Below are 18,363 nucleotides of genomic sequence, written 5' to 3'. Positions count from 1 at the left end.
TTTTCTGATCATGCAGTACCCTGTGCGGCCACTACGCGCGACCAGTCGCGGACCGTGTGCATGCCTCCGCAGGTCAGACCGGATTCCGAGGCGGGTCGGCAATGGTCTCGACCGCCGCGGTTCCCACGCCTGTGAGACTCCCATCACACACACCGCCGTCTTCCGGCCGGAAGGCGTCCCTCTTGGCCGCTCCTTCCACCCTGAAGACGAAACGCGCCCCCGGAAAGTTGCCGGGGGCGCGTATAGCGGGCTAACTCACAGACGATTCTCAGACTGGGCGGAACTCACCCACCACCAAGCGCCCGCTACCCGAGCGCCCGCCACGGGGTGGCGGCCATCCGGAGCCCGGGCATCCGAGCCCCGCCACGGGCCGCCGGCGGCCATCCGGACGCTCGCGCCGAACGCCCGCTACCCGAACTGCACCGAGCGCTTGGCGAGGCCCATCCAGAAGCCGTCGATCACCGAGCGCTGGCCGTCCAGTTCACCGGTCGCGTCGGCCGCACCCATCGTGACGAAGAGGGGGGCGAAGTGTTCGGTGCGCGGGTGGGCCAGCAGACCGGCCGGGGACTTGTTGGTGAAGTCCAGCAGCGCGTCCCAGTCACGGGCGGCGAGCGCGCGGTGGCCCCAGTCGTCGAACTCGACCGACCAGGACGGGATGCCGCCCTGCCGCAGCGCCGCCAGGTTGTGGGTGAAGAAGCCGGACCCGACGATCAGTATCCCCTCGTCGCGGAGCGGGGCCAGCTTGCGGCCGATCTCCATCAGCCGGACCGGGTCCAGCGTCGGCATGGAGACCTGCAGGACCGGGATGTCCGCGTCGGGGTACATCTCGACCAGCGGGACATACGCACCGTGGTCCAGGCCGCGGTCGGGGATGTCCTGCACCGGCGTGCCGGGGGCGCGCAGCAGCTTGCGTACGGACTCCGCGAGTTCCGGTGCGCCCGGCGCGTCGTAGCGCACGCGGTAGTAGTGCTCGGGAAAGCCCCAGAAGTCGTAGACGAGCGGGACCTGCTCGGTCGCTCCGAGGGCCAGCGGTGCCTCTTCCCAGTGCGCCGAGACCATGAGGATCGCCTTGGGGCGGGGCAGGCCGGCCGACCATGCGGCCAGCTCGCCGGGCCAGACAGGGTCGTCTGCCAGCGGCGGGGCGCCATGGCTGAGGTAGATGGCCGGCATGCGCTCCGACGACTTCTCGGTGCGCTCCTGCGTGGCGGCGGACATGACTGCGGCTCCCTCCGGGAACGGGTGCTCGGTGTTGCTCAGGCGCTGCGACTGGTTACACGTCCGGGGTCGAGAGTGATGATTGAAGTCTCAACCTTCCCGACACGTGCAACCATACGCCTCATTTGTTTAAGATTCAAGGAGAGGCCTCGTACAGTGGGATACATGAACAGGGCATCCGCTGACGAGCCGCGCTGGCTCAACGACGAAGAACAGCGCACCTGGCAGGCGTATCTGCATGCCACCACCCTCCTCGACGACCATCTGGATCGCCAGCTCCAGCGTGACGCGGGGATGCCGCACATCTATTACGGGCTGCTCGTGAAGCTGGCCGCCGCGCCACAGCGGCGGCTGCGGATGACCGAGCTGGCGATGGAGTCGAAGATCACCCGCTCGCGTCTGTCGCACGCGATCGCGCGGCTGGAGAAGAACGGCTGGGTACGGCGCGAGGAGTGCCCCTCGGACAAGCGGGGCCAGTTCGCGGTGCTCACCGACGCCGGGTACGAGGTACTGCGACGCACCGCCCCCGGCCATGTCACGGCCGTCCGCCAGGCCTTGTTCGACCGTCTCACCCCCGAACAGCAGAAGTCCCTCGGCGAGATCATGGAGATCATCGCCGAGGGACTGCAGCCGAAGGAGGCGGGGGCGGACCTTCCCTGGTTGCGGTAGGACGCGGCAGGACGCAGGCCACGCGTCGGTGGCTCAACCCCCACATCGGTGACGCGGTCCTACGTCGGCGACGCGGGCCCGCGCCGGTGGCAGCCCCACACGGTGACGCGGAGCCCGCGTCGGTGGCTCAGGTGTCGTCTCACCTACGGGGTTCGCCCCGGCTCCCGCTGAGGGGGGCCGGGGCGAACCCGCGAAGACCGGGCGGGTGCACCGCGCGTGCGGCGTGATGCTGGGGGCTCAGGTCAGTGGGCGACCACCGGGACCATCACCTCGTCCTCCGCCCCTTCGCCGGCCGCCGTCGTCGAGCCGGCCTCGGGCCGGCCGGTGTTGACGAAGGTGAGGGCGATCACCGCGGAGAGCACCAGGATGCCGACGGCGAACCAGATCGCGTTCGTGTAGCCGTGCACCATGCCGTCCAGCTGGAGGAGTTGCTGCGCGGGCTTGCTCGTGGCTGCGGCGGCACGGTCGGCGATGTACGACGTCGTGGCCGAGGCGGCGATCGTGTTCAGCAGGGCCGTACCGATCGCACCACCCACCTGCTGCGAGGTGTTGACCATCGCGGACGCGACACCGGAGTCACGCGGCTCGACACCGTGCGTGGACAGGGACATCGCCGGCATGAACGCCGTACCCATCCCCAGACCGAGCAGCAGCTGGGCCGGCAGCAGCAGCCCCGCATAGGACGAGCCGACCTCCATCTGCGTGAGGAGCAGCATGCCCACCGCCGCGACCAGGAAGCCCGGCCCCATCAGCAGACGCGGGGCCACCCGCATCATCAGACGGGCACCGATCTGCGTGGAACCCGCGATCATGCCGGCGATCATCGGCAGGAAGGCGAAACCGGTCTCGACCGGCGAGTACCCCTTCACGATCTGCAGGTAGTAGGTGAGGAAGAGGAAGAGACCGAACATCGCGATGATCGCGAGGCCGAGGGAGAGGTAGACCCCCGCGCGGTTGCGCTCGGTCACCACCCGCAGCGGCAGCAGCGGGAACCGGACCTTGGACTCGGTGAACACGAAGGCCGCGAGCAGCACCGCGGAACCGACGAACAGGCCGATCGTCATGGAGTCGCCCCAGCCGTCGGACTCGGCGCGGGTGAAGCCGTAGACGAGGGCCACCAGGCCCAGGGTGGACAGCACCACACCCGGGATGTCGAGCGGCGAGCGGTTGCGGCCGCCCGCCGGCTCACGGATGACGTAGTAAGCGCCGGCGGCCGCGACGATCGCGAACGGGATGTTCACGAAGAACGTCCAGCGCCAGTCCAGGTACTCGGTGAGGAAGCCGCCGAGGATGAGCCCCACGGCACCGCCGCCACCCGCGATCGCACCGTAGATGCCGAAGGCCTTGGCGCGCTCCTTGGCGTCGGTGAACATCACCGCGAGCAGCGACAGCGCGGCCGGCGCGAGCAGCGCGCCGAAGACGCCCTGCAGGGCGCGAGCGCCGAGCATCATCGCCTCGCCGGTGGCCGCACCACCGAGCGCCGAGGCACCGGCGAAGCCGATCAGGCCGGTGACGAAGGTGCGCTTGCGGCCCCAAAGGTCGGCGACCCGTCCGCCGAAGAGCAGCAGTCCGCCGAAGGCGAGGGCATAGGCGGTGATGACCCACTGCCGGTTGCCGTCGGATATCCCCAGATCCTGCTGGGCGGAAGGCAGCGCAATGTTGACGATGGTGGCGTCCAGAACCACCATCAGCTGGGCGAGCGCGATGAAGGCGAGCGCTTTCCAGCGGTTGTTGTCGGGGGCCGGTGGCGCCTTGTCGGCGGTGGTGGCCTTGGCTGTTTCAGACATGGGGGTACCCACTCCGGTACTTCGCAGGAAATGGCAAAGAAAAAATGAATACGGTGCCGGCACGGCACGTCGACGCTGACGGCGGCCGGTCGATCGGTCTGTCTGTGCGGGCGGGCCGCGGGGGCCTTGGGCTGTGGGGCGATCCTCTGCGGTCATCTCAGGCGACACTCGCGGTCGTCTGCTTGACGACCCTCGACGGTGTCGCAGGGCAGGCCGAGGTCAGCTCGCCTTCGTTCCGGCTCGTTCGAGGCAGGCCTGTCGGAGATCCTCCATGGTCGTGGTCTTGCCGGGCAGTTCGGAGCCGGCCGGGGCGCGCAGCCCGTCCAGGAACAGCTGCAGATGCCGGTGGACGAAGCGGTCGAAGTGCTCGCATCCGGTCCCGGCCGGGGGCCGGCTGAGCTGGGCCGTGGCGATCATCAGATCGCCGACGCCCACGTCGGAGCGGAGCTGCCCGGCGGACCGGGCGCGCTCCATGAGCATCTCGACCAGCTGTTCGACCCGCTCGCGCGCGGCCTCGAGGTCGGGGTGGTGCTCGTCGAAGGTGCTGGAGGCCATCGGGCACAGCGCGCTGATCCGCTCGTCGGCGGCGGCGTGCACGAACCGCGACAGAGCCGCGAACGCGTCGCCAGTCTCGGCGAGCGCCCGTTCCGCCTGCGCGGACGTGCGGTCCATGACCGAGCAGACGACCTCACGGACCAATGCGTCACGGTCCGGGAAGTTGCGGTACAGCGTGGCGTTGCCGACGCCGGCCCGACGGGCGATCTCGTCGAGCGGAACCTCGCCCCCGTGCTCGGTGAACATCTCACGGGCCGCCGTGACGATCCGCTCCCGGTTGCGCAGCGCATCGGCACGCGGCCGGGGCGCTCGGCGCGGTTCGCGGGTGGCGGTGCTCACGGCGTACTCCTCTCGTCTCGGGACTGCTGCCCGAACTCCTGGTCTCGGTCTGCGTGGCCGAAGTTCCGGGCTCGGTCCGCATGCCCGAACTTCTGATCTCGGCTCGCATGCCCGAACTTCCCGTCCCGGGTCTGCCTGCCGTACCGCGATCCGGGGATCGTTTCCCCGTTTCGCTCGGACACCAGACTAAACGGGGAAACGATCCCCGGTTATTTCCCGACCTTCCCGTGATGCGCGTCACACGCTCGGCGAGCAAGAAACCCACGATCGGTCGACTCCAGCGCGCGCCCGTGCACGCTCCGGCACAGGGTGATCGCAGGGCGCAGTCGGTGCGGGCCGACTGCCGGGAGCGAAGGGTGCAGGGATGCAGCCGCCCAGCCGACGGATACGCCAGCGCCGCGCGGCAGCCCTCGCCTCGGTCACCCTGCTCACCCTGACGATCAGCACCGCGGCCGGTTCCGGACGACTGACCGGTGACACGCCGAACACCGGCGGACCCGTCACCCTGGCACACACCACGGGCCACGGCCCCTGCAGGATCAGCGGCCCGCTGGACGTCCAGCTCTCCGAGGGCATCCCGACCGGCCCCGGCTACGCCCGCTCCACGGGCACCGTACGGGCCCTCAACCTCATGGTCGACTTCCCCGACGCACCCGGTCAGGGCAGCGCCCTGACCCGCCTCGCCGAGTTCTTCCCGCAGACCCAGGAGTGGTTCACCACCAGCTCGTACGGCCGCCTCGACTACCGCCCCGAGGCTCCCATAACGCGCTGGCTGCGGATGCCCAGGCCGTTCGCCGGATACGGGATAGCGCGCGGCGCCCCGTTCGAGCCCGCGTACCGAGCGCTCGCCCAGGACATCGTGGCGGCCGCCGACCCGGAGGTGGACTTCCGCTCCTACGACCTGGTGAACGTCCTGGTCACCCCGAACGCCGGCCCCTCCGCCCTGGACACCGTGCTGTCGGTGACCTTCGCGGGGAACGCGGACGCACCGGTCGCCGACGGGGTGGCGGTCGCCAACGCCTCGTTCGTCTACAGCCGCCAGGACGACGGCTCCGGCTCGTACGGCGACACGGGCTACCGCGTACTCCCGCACGAGAACGGACACGTCTTCGGGCTCCCCGACCTCTACACCCAGGACGGCGGGGGCGCGGTCGGGCACTGGGACATCATGAGCGAGGACTGGGGGGCCAACAACGACTTCCTCGGCTGGCACAAGTGGAAGCTGGGCTGGCTGGACGACTCCCAGGTCGGCTGCGTCGCGGCACCGGGCAGGAGCGAACACGTCCTGAGCCCGCTGTCCCGGGCCGGCGGGCTCAAGCTCGTCGTCGTCCCGCTGTCCGCCCGGTCCGGATACGCCGTCGAACTGCGCACCCGGGGCGGCAACGACGAGGAGGTGTGCCGGCCGGGCGTGCTGATATACCGGGTCGACGCGGGCGTGGACACGGGAAGCGGACCGGTGACCGTCTTCGACTCCAAGCGGAACAGCGGCGGCTGCACCCGCAGCCCCAACGTGCACGCCGAACTGTCGGACGCGCCCTTCGGCCCCGGCGAGAACTTCGAGGACCGCAGGCGCGGGATAGGGATCAGCGTGACGGGGACACAGGCGGCCGGTGACTACCGGGTGCTGGTGACCCGGCGCTGAGAACCGCCGGGGACGGCGAGCGGGCGACGCATTACGGTGGCGTTCCGAGATCCGTAGCGCCATCGGAGAGTCCATGTCAGCGAACGCCGGGCCGGTGAGTTCCGTGCCGGTGCCCGTTTCCGGCTCCCCCGGGCCGGGGAGCGAGGACCCCGCGGCACCTGCCGATGCAGCCACGCCGACCGAGGCCGCCGCGGCGACCGAGGCAGTCGCACCTGCCGATGCAGCCGCACCGGCCGAGGCCTCCGAGCCGCCCCAGGCAGCCGCACCGGCCGAGGCAGTGACCCCCCTCATGCGCGGGATCACCGTGCTGCTGCGGCTCACCGAGGCGGACGGGGCGCTGAGCCTGAGTGCGCTGGAGCGAGCGACGGGCCTGGCCCGCTCGACGGTCGACCGGATCACCGCGACCTTGACGCGCATGGACTACGTACGCCTGGACGGCCGGGACGCGGTGCTGGCACCCCGGCTGATGGAACTGGGCAACGCCTATCTGTCGGCGCTGCGCCTGCCCCGCCTGCTGGACCCCTACGCCGACGCCCTCGCGGACGAACTGGACGAGTCCGTCTCGCTGGCGGTGGGCGACGGGGACGGTATCCGCTTCATCCACCAGGCGACCCGGCGTCGGGCGATGTCGCTGAGCTTCCGCATCGGCGACCTGCTCCCGGCCGAACGCACCGCGCCGGGCCCGCTGTTCGCCATGGAGTGGGGAGCGGCGGAGTGGTCGCGCTGGCGGGCGCGGCGGGCCGCAGATCCGCAGGACCGCGGATTCCCGGCGGTACCGCCACGGGAGGACGCCCCGGCCGAGGAGGACTTCGAGGCCCGCACCCGCGAGGCACGCGCCCGGGGCTGGGCCCTGGACGACCAGCTCATCGAACCGGGACTGGTGGCCATCTCCGTACCCGTACGGGCGGCCGAGGCCGGCCGCGTCGCCTGCGTGGCCAACGTGGTGAGCCACACGAGCCGGCACACGGCCGCCTCGCTGCGCGACACGCTGCTGCCCCGGCTGAGGGAGACGGTGGACGCGATGGAACAGCGGTTGCGGGACGCACCCGAGCCGGAGGTACGCCCCGCACCGTCAGGCCTCGCCGCGTGGACGGGGGCGTCCAAGCAGGAGCTGGGCCGGGAGTTCGTCGAATCCCTCGCGCGCGGCCTGACCGTTCTGACGGCCTTCGACGAGGGACGGGCCGAACTGACGCTCACCGAGGTCGCACAGGCCACCGGGCTCGCCCGGGCCACGGCCCGCCGCGCCCTCATCACCCTGGACCACCTCGGCTACGTCACCACGCACGGCCGTAGGTTCCGCCCCACCCCGCGCGTCCTGGCGCTCGGCTTCCCACCCCTGTCCCGTACGACACTCCCCCGGATCGCCGAACCGCACCTCGCCGAACTCGCGGCGAGCGTCCACGACTCGACGTCGCTGGCGGTGCTCGTGGGCGACGACATCCAGTACACGGCCCACGTCACGACGAGCCGCATCATGAGCGTCAACGTCACGGTGGGCACCCGCCTGCCCGCCCGGGCCACCTCACTGGGCCGGGCGATCCTGGCGGACCACCCGCCCAAGGGCCCGTCGGACCTGACGGCCGTCCTGGCCGAGGTCCGCAGGACGGGATACGCCCTGGTCGACGGGGAGTTGGAGGAGGGCCTGCGCTCCATCGCGGTCCCGGTCCGCGATCGTGCGGGCAGGGCGGTGGCAGCGGTGAACGTGGCGATGCACACCACCCGCCGCACTCCTGCCGAGTGCGTGACCGATGTCCTCCCGGCCCTCCGTGCGACGGCAGCCCACATCGAGACGGACCTGCACACGGCGACCCGCTTCACCCGGATCCCCCCGACCTGATCCCCCACCGCCCATCCTGACCACCAGCAGATTCGCGGGGCGACCGAGACCGGGGTCGTCGGCGTACTCGGCCCGCGGGACCACGACTTGGTCAGCGTTGGCGAACGGGCCGCACGACGATCTCGTTGACGTCGACGTCGGCCGGCTGCGCGAGCGCGTAGGACAGGGCCCCGGCGATGGCGTCCGGGTCGATCGCGTGCGCCCGGTAGGTCTGCATGGCCTGCGCTGCACCGGGATCGGTGATGGAGTCGGCGAGTTCGGAGGCCACCACCCCCGGGGAGATGGTCGTGACCCGGATCGAGGGATCGCACTCCTGGCGCAGGCCATCGGTGATCGCCCAGGCGGCGTACTTGGTGCCGCAGTAGACGGCGGCAGTGGGCACGACCTCGTGGGCGCCGATGCTGGCCACCGTGACGAAGTGGCCGCCGCCCTGCGCGGTGAACACCGGCAGGGCCGCGGCTATCCCGTGCAGCAGCCCGCGGACGTTCACGTCGATCATCCGGTCCCACTCCTCGACGAGCAGGGCGTCGAGCCGCGACAGCGGCATGACCCCGGCGTTGCTCACCAGGACGTCGACCCGTCCGAAGCGGTCACGGGCGTCCTCGACGAAGGCGCCGACGTCGTCGCGGTCGGTCACGTCCACCCGCACCGGGTGCAGGCCGCCGCCGGAACGGGCGGCCGTCTGAGCGGTGCGTTCGGCCAGCGCCGCCAGACGATCGGTCCGCCGCGCACCGGCGACCACCTGGTGTCCCTCGCGCACCAGCCGGGCGGCGACGGCCTCACCGATGCCGCTGCTGGCCCCGGTGACCAGGATGACCTTGCGGGAGGCCGGAACGTCGGTGGTTGTTCGGTTCATTGACATGACGTCGACTCTGGCCGAGCCGGCCGGCGCCTGGAAGGGCGCCGTCCTCCCTGGGAGCAGCGCACCCACCCAAGACGCTGATCTGCGACTTCGCATGGTCGCGGGGCGCGTTCCGCGCGCCGCCGGAGCCCGTGCGAGGGGACCGGCGGCGGATGGGAGTGCTGTACCCAGTGTTACCCCGCGGCGGTGAACGAGGCCGTCTACGTGGGCAGGGCGCCGCTCTGTTCCGCCTTGCGGTGCCGCGCGGACAGGCGGGAGCCGGACTCGCGGCGGGCGGCGCGGCGCAGGAGGGGCACCGCGAGGAGGAACCCGAGGACCGCCCAGACGGTCAGGACCAGGGCGACCATGGGAAGCTCCCAGGAGCCGGCCACCTCGGCGGTCCGTGCCGCGTCGGGAAGCAGCGCCGAACGCAGGCCCTGTGCCATCCACTTGAGCGGGAACACCGCGGCCACCTGCTGGACCGGCACGGGCAGCGAGGTGATCGGGAACACCACTCCGGAGGTGAGCAGGAGCCCCATCGCCGGCAGCATGATCAACGCCAGCGCCTCGCGGGGATTGGGCAGCACGGCGCCGATGGCCGCGCCCAGCGGTACGACGGCGAGCAGCCCGAGCGTGGTGACCCACAGCAGCGTCAGCCAGTCGCCCTGCCCGTGCGGCAGTGGCCCGTCCACCAGCAGCGCCGCGGCCGCCAGGAGCAGAGCCAGACAGCCGACCGCCAGGACGACCACCAGCAGGCACTTGGCGACGAGGTAGGCCGGTATCCCGCCGGGCGTGGCGCGCAGCCGCAACAGGGCGCCCTCCTCCCGCTCGGTCACGAGTATCTGCGGGAAGTTGATCAGTCCGATCTGGAACAGCAGGTAGGCGGCGAAGCCCGCCAGCACCAGATGGGACATCGGCGTCCGGGTGCCGGGCACGTCGTCGCTGACGTAGGCGGCGACGAGCAGCGCGACGACCACGTTGATCAGATGGCCGGACATCTCCTTGCCGTTGCGCAGGAGGTGCCTCAGCTCGATGCCGCCGCGCTGGATCCCGGCACGCAAACCGTTCGTCATGGGTGTCTTCCTCATGCGACCTGTGCCTCCCCGTCCGCGCCCGTGTCCCCGTCCTCGTCTGCGTCCCCGCCCGTGCCGTCGGCCTCCCGGTGCACCATGTGCAGATAGGTGTCCTCCAGCGTCGGGCGGCGCACCTCCAGGTCCGGGATGGGGCCGTCCGCGTGCCGGTGGAGTTCCCAGACCAGCCGCGAGGGGTCCTGGGTGCGTTCGCGGCGGGACGTCCCGTCGTCGGCCGTCCAGCGGACCTCGGCCTGGGCGGCGGCCCGCCGGGCCAGTTCCGCGGGCGTTCCGCAGGCCCGTATCCGGCCGCCGACCAGCATGGCGATCCGGTCGGCGAGCCGCTCGGCCTCCACCAGGTCGTGGGTGGTGAGCAGGACGGTGACGCCCTCGTCGCGGGCCAGCCGTTCGACCAGGACGTGGAACTCGTGCCGCGCCTCCGGGTCGAATCCGGTGGTCGGCTCGTCCAGGAAGAGAAGTTCGGGGCGGCCGACGATGCCGAGCGCGACGTCCAGCCGCCGGCGCCGGCCGCCGGACAGCCGGTCCACCTGCCGGCCGGCCTGGTCGGTGAGGCCTACCAGGTCCAGCAGTTCGGCCGGGTCGCGCGGGTCGGGGTAGTACGTGGCGAAGTGCCTCAGCAGCTCGGCGACCCGCCAGCGGCGGTGGTCGCGCCAGGACTGCAGGACCAGTCCGATCCGGCCGCGCCAAGCGTCGTCGCCCCGCTCCGGGTCCGTACCGAGGACGCTCACCTCACCGGCGGAACGCCGCCTGAAGCCCTCCAGGATTTCGACGGTGGTGGTCTTCCCGGCGCCGTTGGGTCCGAGCAGGGCTAAGACCTCCCCGCGGTGGATGTCCAGGTCGACGCCGTGGAGGACATCGATGTCGCCGTACGTCATCGTCACGTCGCGCGCGTGGACGACGGGCTCGGCGGATGTGTGCTTCGGCGTCATCGTCCTGCCCCCGAGTGGTGTCGCTGTCGTAGTGGTGGTGGTGTTTCGGGTCGTAGTGGGGGTGGTGGTGTTTCGGTCGCCGCCAGAGGACCGGCGCCCTCGACGATCGCCCGGAGCGCCGCGACGTGCCCTTCGAAGGCGGTGCGGCCGCGGTCCGTCAGCCGTACCCTGGTGCGCCGTTTGCGGCCGCCGCCGTCCTTGTGGAGCTCCAGGTATCCGGCCTCCTCCAGGGTGTGCAGCTGTTTGGAGAGCGCGGAGTCGCTGAGCGAGAGACTGTCGCGGACGAACGCGAAGTCCGCCCATTCGGTGGCGGCGAGCAGCGCGACCACCGACAGCCGGGTGGCGGGGTGGATCAGTTCGTCGAAGCCGGCGGGGACGCTCATCGGTCCGCTCCCGTGCCTGCTGAACCCGTGCCTCTCGCTCCCGCACCTGCCGCCCCCGTACCTGCTGCTCCCGAGCTAGCCGCCCCCGTACCTGCTGCCCCCGTACCTGCTGCTGCCGTGCCTGCCGCCTGTGTGCCGCGGTCCCGCGCCGACCCGGCCGCCCAGCGGCCGGTAGGCCCGACGAACAGCACGAACACCGTCGCCGAAACCGTGGGCTGGATCAGACTGGCGGGCATCGGCTCCAGCGAATCGACCAGACGGTCGGACAGCAAGGTCGTCCCGCCGGTCAACACCGCCCCGGCGACGAAGGTGCCGAACATCCGCCGGGTGCACCGGGTGTGGTGCAGACGCACCCGGCTCCGGCGGTTGTGGAGCACGGCAAGCAAGCTCAGCGGCGCGATGTACGCGGCGAGGACCAGCACCACGCCCCACCGGGGCAGGTCGAAGCCCAGACCGGCCAGGAAGAGCCACATGAGCGCGGCCGTGGCCCAGGTGGTGCCCCAGCCGCCCGCAGCGGACCGCTCGACCTCGTCGTACACCCGCTTCTGCGGCACTCGGATGCGCTGCAGGTCTCTCCATGCCTGTTCGGCATCCACCGGCGTGCACACGTCCCTTGCCCTCCCGTCCCACTTTACTTTCCTACCAGGAAAGTTATCTTCGACTTTCCTGGTAGGCAAGTCGTCGGAGCGCCGGTGCCGGCACCATCGAGATCGGCACCGGGCTTGGCGAGACCCTGCTGGACCGGCTCGTCGAGCGGCGCCTGCTGCGCGGGGAGAGCAGGCGGACGCTGGGCGTGTTCCGCACGACGGCCACGCGGGCCGCGGACACGCGGTACAAGGTGGCCCTCGCAGAACGGGGGGCGACCAGGCCGGCCGCCGGGCCGGCTTTCCCTGGTGACGGTGCTGCTGCGCCGCCCACCCGGCGGCGACCATGGAGCAGATCGCAGCGGCGGCCATGCACTTCCTGGCCGCCGTGCGGACCAGCCGGGCGGCGCTACCCAGCCTGCTGCGCCGCCGCGGGGCGCTGGTCAACATCTCTTCCAACGGCGCCCCGGATTCCGCATGCCGGGCCCGTCCCCTACACCACACGTGCATGGACCTGCCGATCGACGGTGGATCCGTCAAAACCGTCTGACGCGACGTCAAAAGGCACGTGCGCTGGCAGCCTTCTTACCGGCAAATGCAACTCGGGCCGCGATTCCTGGTGCTCGGCCCACGGGCCGGTCACGTCAAGCACAGCCTTGCCCCGAAGGCGGCGCTCACAGGTCAAGCCCCGCCCCGGCCCAAGACGGTCTGTAGTGCGTAGGCACAAGGACACGTGGGTGGCTGGTCCGGGTGCACCAGAGGAAGACGGCAGCGGGGGACGATGCCCGGCGGGGCGCCGGAAGGAAGTGTTGGAGGTGCGCGAAATCTCGCGCGTTCCCCTTGCCTGACGGTGTCTGGAGTGATCAATAGGTGATGCAAGGGACCTCTACGTCCGAAGGTGTGGTTTCCCCGGTCCGCATCGGGAGGCTGTCGATCGGTGCCCTCGGCGTCTTGGCACTCGCCCTCGGCGCCCTGCAGTCAGTGGTGGAGCCCGCGCTCCCGCTGCTGCAACGTGAGCTGGGAGTCAGTTCTGGCGAAGGGGCGCTGATCGGCAACGCGTTACTCGTCACCGGCGCGGTCGTCACACCCGTCGCAGGCAAACTCGGCGACCGCTACGGCGGAAAGCGGGTGCTGGTCTGGCTGATGGCCGTGGTCTCGGCCGGTGGCCTGTTGGCCGGCCTGGCGCCGAATTTACCGGTGTTGTTGCTCGGTCAGGTATTGCAGGGCGTCATGGTGGGTGCGCTGCCCCTCTCATTCATCCTGGTGCGCAAACACCTCCCGACAGGAGCGTCACAGGCGGCGATCGGGCTGGTCGTCGCGCTGTTCACGGGCGGCAGCATGGTCGGAATGCTGTTTGCCGGGCCGATCGCGGAAGGACTGTCCTGGCATTGGATGTTCGCGCTGCCGACGATCGCGATCATCGCGACGACGTTGGTCGTGACTCGGCTGATGCCGCATGATCCGCCGATCCCATCGGACAACGGGATCGACTGGCCCGGCGTGGTTCTGCTGAGCGGCACGTTACTCGCGTTCATGCTCGGGCTCGTGACGGTGACGAGGGACGGCGGCCTGCCGCCACTCGCGGTCGGTGCCATCGCGGTGGTCGTGGCCGCCCTGGCAACCGGATGGGTCGTCGTCGAAAGTCGGGCAGGCTCGCCGATGGTCGATCTACGCATGCTGGCAAAGCCTCCGATGTGGAGTTCGTGCCTGCTCACCTTCGTCATAACCACCAGTTCCGGGATGGTGCTCTTTCTGCTCCCGCAACTGTTCGCGGTATCGGCCGACGGGTACGGCTTCGGAGCCGGGACCACCGACATAGGACTGTTCCTGCTGCCCGGCGCCATCGCCGGGGCGGTAAGCGATTCGGTCGGCGGGATCGCGGCGCGGCGTTTCGGTCCGCGTGCCGTGGTCGTCGTGGGCACCGTCGTCACGGCGGCCACGATGATCGCCCTGGCGTCGCTGCACACCGCGGCATGGCAACTCGTCCTCGCGAAGGTGCTGACCGCGTTCGCCTCGGGCGTCGGTACCACGGCGTTGCTTGCCGCCACCGCCACCGCCATCGAGACCAAGGACATCGGCATCGCCACCAGCCTGCTCGTGGTGACTCGCGTGATCGGTGTGGCCCTGGGCGCCCAGGTCGCCGGCGCGATCCTCGACGCGGGGGCCGAGCCGATGACGGGCCGGCCGACCGAATCGGCCTTCGTTACAGGTTTCGCCGTCGCGGGCCTCGTCGCCGCACTGTCACTGCTCGTTGTCCGCACCACGAAGAAAGGAGCCAGGGCATGACACCCACCGGCCTCTCGATGGACGTGAGCACTACCGCGAGGCGCAAAGTTCTGATCTCCGGGGCCGGCATCTCCGGACCCGCGCTGGCGTACTGGCTGCATCGGTCCGGATTCGCAGTCACCGTGGTGGAGAAGGCAGGCGCACTGCGCCACGGCGGTTACCCGATCGACGTCCGCGGTACCGCGACAGAGGTGGTCCGGCGGATGGGCATACTGCCACAACTGCAGGACGCGCACATCGACTCGCGTCGCTGCACTTTCCTCAACCCCGATGGCAGCAAAGTGGCCTCGCTCCACCCGCACGCCGTTGCCGGCAGTGTCGAGGGACAGGACCTCGAGGTGCGTCGTGGGGACCTGGCCGCGAATCTCCACGCGATGGTTCGCGACAACGTGGAATTCCTGTTCGACGACTCCATCGACACCCTCGACCAGTCCGAACAAGGAGTCGATGTCACTTTCCACAGTGGTCAACAGCGCACGTTCGACCTGGTAGTCGGCGCCGACGGTATGCACTCACCCACCCGGGAGTCCCTGTTCGGCCCGGAAGAACAGTTCCACCGCTACCTCGGCTACTGCTTCGCCATATTCACCATGCCGAACATCTTCGGGCTCTCCCACGAGCTCATGTTGTGGAACACCCCGGGGAAAGCAGCGGCCCTCTACGCCGTCGGGAACAACGACGAACTGTACGCCTTCCTGACCTTTCACCAACCAGAACCGCCGTTCGACGCCCTCCGGAACCCCGACGCCCAGCGGGACCTTGTCGCCACGACCTTCGCAGGCGCGGGATGGGAGGTCCCTGGCATGGTCGACGCCATGCATGACGCGGATGACCTGTTCTTCGACACGGCCGGTCAGATCCGCATGCCCCACTGGTCCAGCGGTCGCGTCGCGCTCGTCGGCGACGCCGCGTACGCACCCTCGTTCCTTACCGGACAAGGCTCAAGCCTTGCGCTGGTCGGTGCCTACATGCTCGCCGACGCCCTGGCAACGAACCAGGACCACACTGTGGCCTTCGCCGCTTACGAACGCGACCTCCGCGCGTTCGTAGCCATGAATCAGGCACTGGTCGACAACGGTGCGGCCACGCTCTTTCCCAGCACGATGCGGGCCTTGGAGCAACGCAACACCATGCTGCGTGACCTCGTCACCATGCCCTCCGCGCCGGCACGACCGGCCCACTCAGCCCTCGTACTGCCCGAATTCGCCCCGATGCCGTGACCGGATACAGCAACCGCGATCAGTTCGGTGTTCAACCTCGCCTGCTGTATGAGGCGAACATTGGGTGGTCGGGGAGGTCGGTGAGCCGTTCGATGCGGAGCACCGTCTCGTCTGCGGTCCGTTGGTCCACCGGTGGCGAAGTCGATGCCGCGGTCCAGCCAGATGCCGGTGAGCCCGGCGAGGGCGGCTGCGTTTACATCGTGGGGCGGCCGAAGGAGCGGGCGGTCGGGGCGCTGGCCTCCGCAATCAGCAGCAGTGCCCGCTTTTCCTCCACCAGGTCCGCCATGGGCGGCACGCCCCGAGGTGCGCGGCCGGGCCTTCGGCACGGCGCTGCTGCTCGGCACGCGCTCAGCGGGGTCACCGGGCCCCGGCCGGTGGACTGCTCGTCGAGGCTTATGAATGGCCGGCCGTCTTCTACGTCAACGCGCCCGTCGTCGCCGTGGTGCTGGCCGTCGTCACCCGGCAACTCCCGCTCGGACCGCGGCTGCCGTGGCCCGAGCCTTCCTGCTCGCCGGTACGGCATCCCTGGTCCCGGCGAGCACGGCCTGGGGCGCGCCCGACATGGCCTCGCGGTTTCTCCTGATCGGCGTGGGATTCGGACTCTTCAACGGGCAGAACCAGGCTCGGGTGATGTCGAACGCTCCGCAGGACCGCCTGGGCGGGCTCCGGTACGACCAGCCTCGTCCGCCGACTGGGCGCCACGGCGGGCTCCGCCCCGGGAGCCGCACTCCGGGCGACCACACCCGGCGGCGCCACGGCACTGAGCGCCTGCGCGGCCGGCCGCGTGGAGCCGCCGGAGGGCCCCCGATATCGGACTACGGCACGCGATCGGTGCCGCCGTCGGGGGCGGCGTGGGCCAGGCCCGTCCGGTAGGCGATGACCACGAGTTGCGCCCGGTCGCGGGCATCCAGCTTCGTCATGGCGCGCTGCACGTGGGCGCGTACGGTGAAGGGGCTGAGGAACATCCGCTCGGCGATCTCCTGGTTGGAGAGACCGGTCGCGACCAGAGCCACCATCTCGCGTTCGCGCGGGGTGAGCACGTCGAGTTGTTCGGGGTGGTGCGGCGGGGCGTTCTCCGGTGTGGCCAGGAAACGGGCGACCAAGGAGCGGGTCGCGGCGGGCGACAGAAGAGTGTCACCGTCGGCGATCGTGCGCACGGCGTCCAGCAGGTCCTCGGCCCCGATGCCCTTGCCGATGAAGCCGCCGGCCCCCGCGCGCAGCGCCTGAGCGACGTACTCGTCGGTCTCGTACGTGGTGAGGATCAGGATGCGGCTGGCACGCAGTTCCGGGTCCGCGCAGATCTCCGAGGTGGCGGTGAGACCGTCCACCTCGGGCATACGGATGTCCATGATCACCACGTCCGGGCGCAGCTCCCGGGTGAGTCGCACCGCCTCCCTGCCGTCGGCGGCCTCGCCGACCACGGTGATGTCGTCGGCGGTGTCGAGAAGTATGCGGAAGGCCTCGCGCAGCAGGGCCTGATCGTCGGCGAGCAGTACCCGGAGCGTCACGGCGCATCCCCGGTCTCTGCGTCGCCGGTCCGTCCGGCGCCCGTCCGTCCATCGCCTGTCGCTCCCTCGGCCATTCGCCCCTCGACGGTTGTCGCTCCCTCGGCCATTCGCCCCTCGACGGTTGTCGCTCCCTCGGCCATTCGCCCCTCGACGGTTGTCGCTCCCTCGGCCATTCGCCCCTCGACGGTTGTCGCTCCGTCAGCCATTTGCCACCCCTGTGTTGTTGCTCCGTCGGTCCTCCGCGTCGTGTCCTTGGCGGGCGGGAGGGGCAGCTGGGTGGAGACGAGGAAGCCGCCCTCCGGGCGCCTGACCGCCGAGAGGTGTCCCCCGACCGCGGTGGCACGTTCACGCATCCCGATCAGACCGTAACCGGGCGGACGGTCCATCGCCGTGGACGCACTCGCTCCCGTGGATGCGGTCGGCGCCGTACCGGCGCCCACTCCGTCGTCGGTGACGGTGATGGTCACGCGATCGCGGTTCCAGGCGAGGCGCACCCGGGCGCTACCGGTACCGGCGTGCTTGGTCACGTTGGTCAGGGCCTCCTGGATGATGCGGTAGGCGGTGAGATCCACTCCCGGCGGCAGCGGCCTGGCCGTGCCCTCGTGGTGCACCGACACCTCCAATCCTGCGCGGCGGAAGGACTCGAGGAGCGTGGGAAGCCGGGACAGCCCGGGCGCCGGCTCGGCGGGCGCGGCCGCGTCCCCGGACTGGCGCAGCAGACCGACCGTGGCCCGCAGTTCGTCGAGCGCGTGCCCCGTGGTCTCGACGAGCTCCTTCAGGCTCTTGCGGGTCTGCTCCGGGCGGGCGTCGAAGAGGTGGGCGGCGACCGTGGCCTGCGCGTTGGCCAGGGTGATCTGATGGGCCACCAGGTCGTGCAGTTCCCGGGCGATGCGCACCCGCTCCTCGGCCACTCTCCGGCGCGCCTCGCTGTCCCGGCTCTCCTCGGCCCGCCGGGCCCGCTCCTCGACGGCCGCCAGGTAGGCCCGCCGGTTCCGCACCGAGTGACCGAGTACGCCGGCCACCAGCGGGAACGCCGCCACCGCTCCCACCCTGCTCGCGTCCTGCCACGAAAGGGCCCCGAACAAGGGGGTGGAGGCCACCAGCAGCGCCGCGGAGATGAGCAACACCGCGCTCACCGAGCGCCGTTCGGTGCGCGCGGTGAGCGAGTAGGAGTAAGCGGTGATCGCGGCGGGGGCCACGATGAGCGGGCTCAGCAGGAGGCCCAAGGACGGCCCCAGCACGGCGCCGGCGGTCGTGGCCGCCATAGCGGCCCGGGGCGCCCGGTGCCGCACCGGCAGCACGGCACACGACACCACGGCGATGAAGTAGGCGGCGGCAGGCGGCGCTGACAGCCTGCTGCCGTCATCCTGCACCACACCGCCGAGCAGACAGAGCGCGAATGCCGTCGCCGTGATCGCTCCCTCCCGCCACCACGTGCCGCGTGGTCGCGGGCCACCGCCACCCGTGTTCGTCACGG

The 18,363-nt window shown here is 70.7% G+C and carries 16 protein-coding genes; 6 read left to right on the top strand and 10 right to left on the bottom strand.

The genetic code is table 11. The features are described from left to right. Window positions 1-408: 408 nt before the first annotated feature. Window positions 409-1,215 (bottom strand): dioxygenase family protein, encoded by an 807-nt coding sequence (locus EF387_RS04865; protein ID WP_128375210.1) that lies wholly within the window; start codon window positions 1,213-1,215, stop codon window positions 409-411. 165 nt (window positions 1,216-1,380) lie between these two features. On the opposite strand from EF387_RS04865, the gene EF387_RS04860 reads away from it, so the two are divergent. Further along, a complete protein-coding gene (locus EF387_RS04860; protein ID WP_128375209.1) occupies window positions 1,381-1,884 on the top strand; it encodes a MarR family winged helix-turn-helix transcriptional regulator in 504 nt (167 codons plus the stop codon). Between the two features lie 242 nt (window positions 1,885-2,126). Here EF387_RS04860 and EF387_RS04855 read toward each other — a convergent pair whose 3' ends face one another. Both EF387_RS04855 and EF387_RS04850 read right to left on the bottom strand, forming a co-directional pair. Next, on the bottom strand, window positions 2,127-3,671 hold the full coding sequence (locus EF387_RS04855; RefSeq protein WP_128375208.1) for an MFS transporter: 1,545 nt from the start codon (window positions 3,669-3,671) through the stop codon (window positions 2,127-2,129). Between the two features lie 219 nt (window positions 3,672-3,890). Further along, window positions 3,891-4,565, bottom strand: coding sequence for a TetR/AcrR family transcriptional regulator (locus EF387_RS04850; RefSeq protein WP_128375207.1), 675 nt, complete (start codon window positions 4,563-4,565; stop codon window positions 3,891-3,893). A 364-nt stretch (window positions 4,566-4,929) separates the two neighbouring features. Between EF387_RS04850 and EF387_RS04845 the strand changes: the two genes are divergently transcribed. Then, window positions 4,930-6,207, top strand: a complete 1,278-nt coding sequence (locus EF387_RS04845; protein WP_128375206.1) for a M6 family metalloprotease domain-containing protein — start codon at window positions 4,930-4,932, stop codon at window positions 6,205-6,207. Between the two features lie 289 nt (window positions 6,208-6,496). Continuing rightward, window positions 6,497-8,044 (top strand): IclR family transcriptional regulator domain-containing protein, encoded by a 1,548-nt coding sequence (locus tag EF387_RS04840; protein ID WP_128375259.1) that lies wholly within the window; start codon window positions 6,497-6,499, stop codon window positions 8,042-8,044. 91 nt (window positions 8,045-8,135) lie between these two features. Here EF387_RS04840 and EF387_RS04835 read toward each other — a convergent pair whose 3' ends face one another. The 5 genes from EF387_RS04835 to EF387_RS04815 all read right to left on the bottom strand — a co-directional run bounded on the left by EF387_RS04835 (window position 8,136) and on the right by EF387_RS04815 (window position 11,896). Then, on the bottom strand, window positions 8,136-8,906 hold the full coding sequence (locus EF387_RS04835; protein ID WP_128375205.1) for an SDR family oxidoreductase: 771 nt from the start codon (window positions 8,904-8,906) through the stop codon (window positions 8,136-8,138). A gap of 200 nt (window positions 8,907-9,106) precedes the next feature. Further along, window positions 9,107-9,958: an ABC transporter permease gene (locus EF387_RS04830; RefSeq protein ID WP_128375204.1), complete on the bottom strand. Its 852-nt coding sequence runs from the start codon at window positions 9,956-9,958 to the stop codon at window positions 9,107-9,109. Between the two features lie 11 nt (window positions 9,959-9,969). Next, window positions 9,970-10,905, bottom strand: a complete 936-nt coding sequence (locus EF387_RS04825; protein ID WP_128375203.1) for an ABC transporter ATP-binding protein — start codon at window positions 10,903-10,905, stop codon at window positions 9,970-9,972. Beyond that, complete coding sequence (locus EF387_RS04820; protein ID WP_128375202.1) at window positions 10,902-11,288, bottom strand: transcriptional regulator; 387 nt, start codon at window positions 11,286-11,288, stop codon at window positions 10,902-10,904. Before EF387_RS04820 ends, EF387_RS04825 begins: the two co-directional genes overlap by 4 nt. Then, window positions 11,285-11,896, bottom strand: a complete 612-nt coding sequence (locus EF387_RS04815) for a hypothetical protein (protein WP_338058082.1) — start codon at window positions 11,894-11,896, stop codon at window positions 11,285-11,287. The genes EF387_RS04820 and EF387_RS04815 overlap by 4 nt, the downstream gene beginning before the upstream one ends. 322 nt (window positions 11,897-12,218) lie before the next feature. Between EF387_RS04815 and EF387_RS04805 the strand changes: the two genes are divergently transcribed. The 3 genes from EF387_RS04805 (at window position 12,219) to EF387_RS04795 (ending at window position 15,378) form a co-directional block, all read left to right on the top strand. Then, window positions 12,219-12,422 carry a hypothetical protein gene (locus EF387_RS04805; RefSeq protein WP_202918141.1) on the top strand — a complete coding sequence of 68 codons (204 nt, stop codon included), beginning with the start codon at window positions 12,219-12,221 and terminating at the stop codon, window positions 12,420-12,422. A gap of 323 nt (window positions 12,423-12,745) precedes the next feature. Further along, window positions 12,746-14,158: an MFS transporter gene (locus tag EF387_RS04800; RefSeq protein WP_128375258.1), complete on the top strand. Its 1,413-nt coding sequence runs from the start codon at window positions 12,746-12,748 to the stop codon at window positions 14,156-14,158. Then, on the top strand, window positions 14,155-15,378 hold the full coding sequence (locus EF387_RS04795; RefSeq protein WP_128375201.1) for an FAD-dependent monooxygenase: 1,224 nt from the start codon (window positions 14,155-14,157) through the stop codon (window positions 15,376-15,378). Before EF387_RS04800 ends, EF387_RS04795 begins: the two co-directional genes overlap by 4 nt. A gap of 815 nt (window positions 15,379-16,193) precedes the next feature. On the opposite strand, the gene EF387_RS04790 is transcribed toward EF387_RS04795, so the two are convergent. Both EF387_RS04790 and EF387_RS04785 read right to left on the bottom strand, forming a co-directional pair. Next, window positions 16,194-16,886: a response regulator transcription factor gene (locus EF387_RS04790; protein ID WP_128375200.1), complete on the bottom strand. Its 693-nt coding sequence runs from the start codon at window positions 16,884-16,886 to the stop codon at window positions 16,194-16,196. Next, window positions 16,883-18,361, bottom strand: coding sequence for a sensor histidine kinase (locus tag EF387_RS04785; protein WP_128375199.1), 1,479 nt, complete (start codon window positions 18,359-18,361; stop codon window positions 16,883-16,885). Before EF387_RS04785 ends, EF387_RS04790 begins: the two co-directional genes overlap by 4 nt. Between the last annotated feature and the right edge of the window lie 2 nt (window positions 18,362-18,363).

Source organism: Streptomyces cavernae, from assembly GCF_004023625.1.
In the GTDB taxonomy this organism is placed as follows: Bacteria; Actinomycetota; Actinomycetes; order Streptomycetales; family Streptomycetaceae; genus Streptomyces; species Streptomyces cavernae.
The sequence above is the reverse complement of the archived record's forward strand: the minus strand, read 5'-3'. Positions and strand labels throughout refer to the sequence as shown.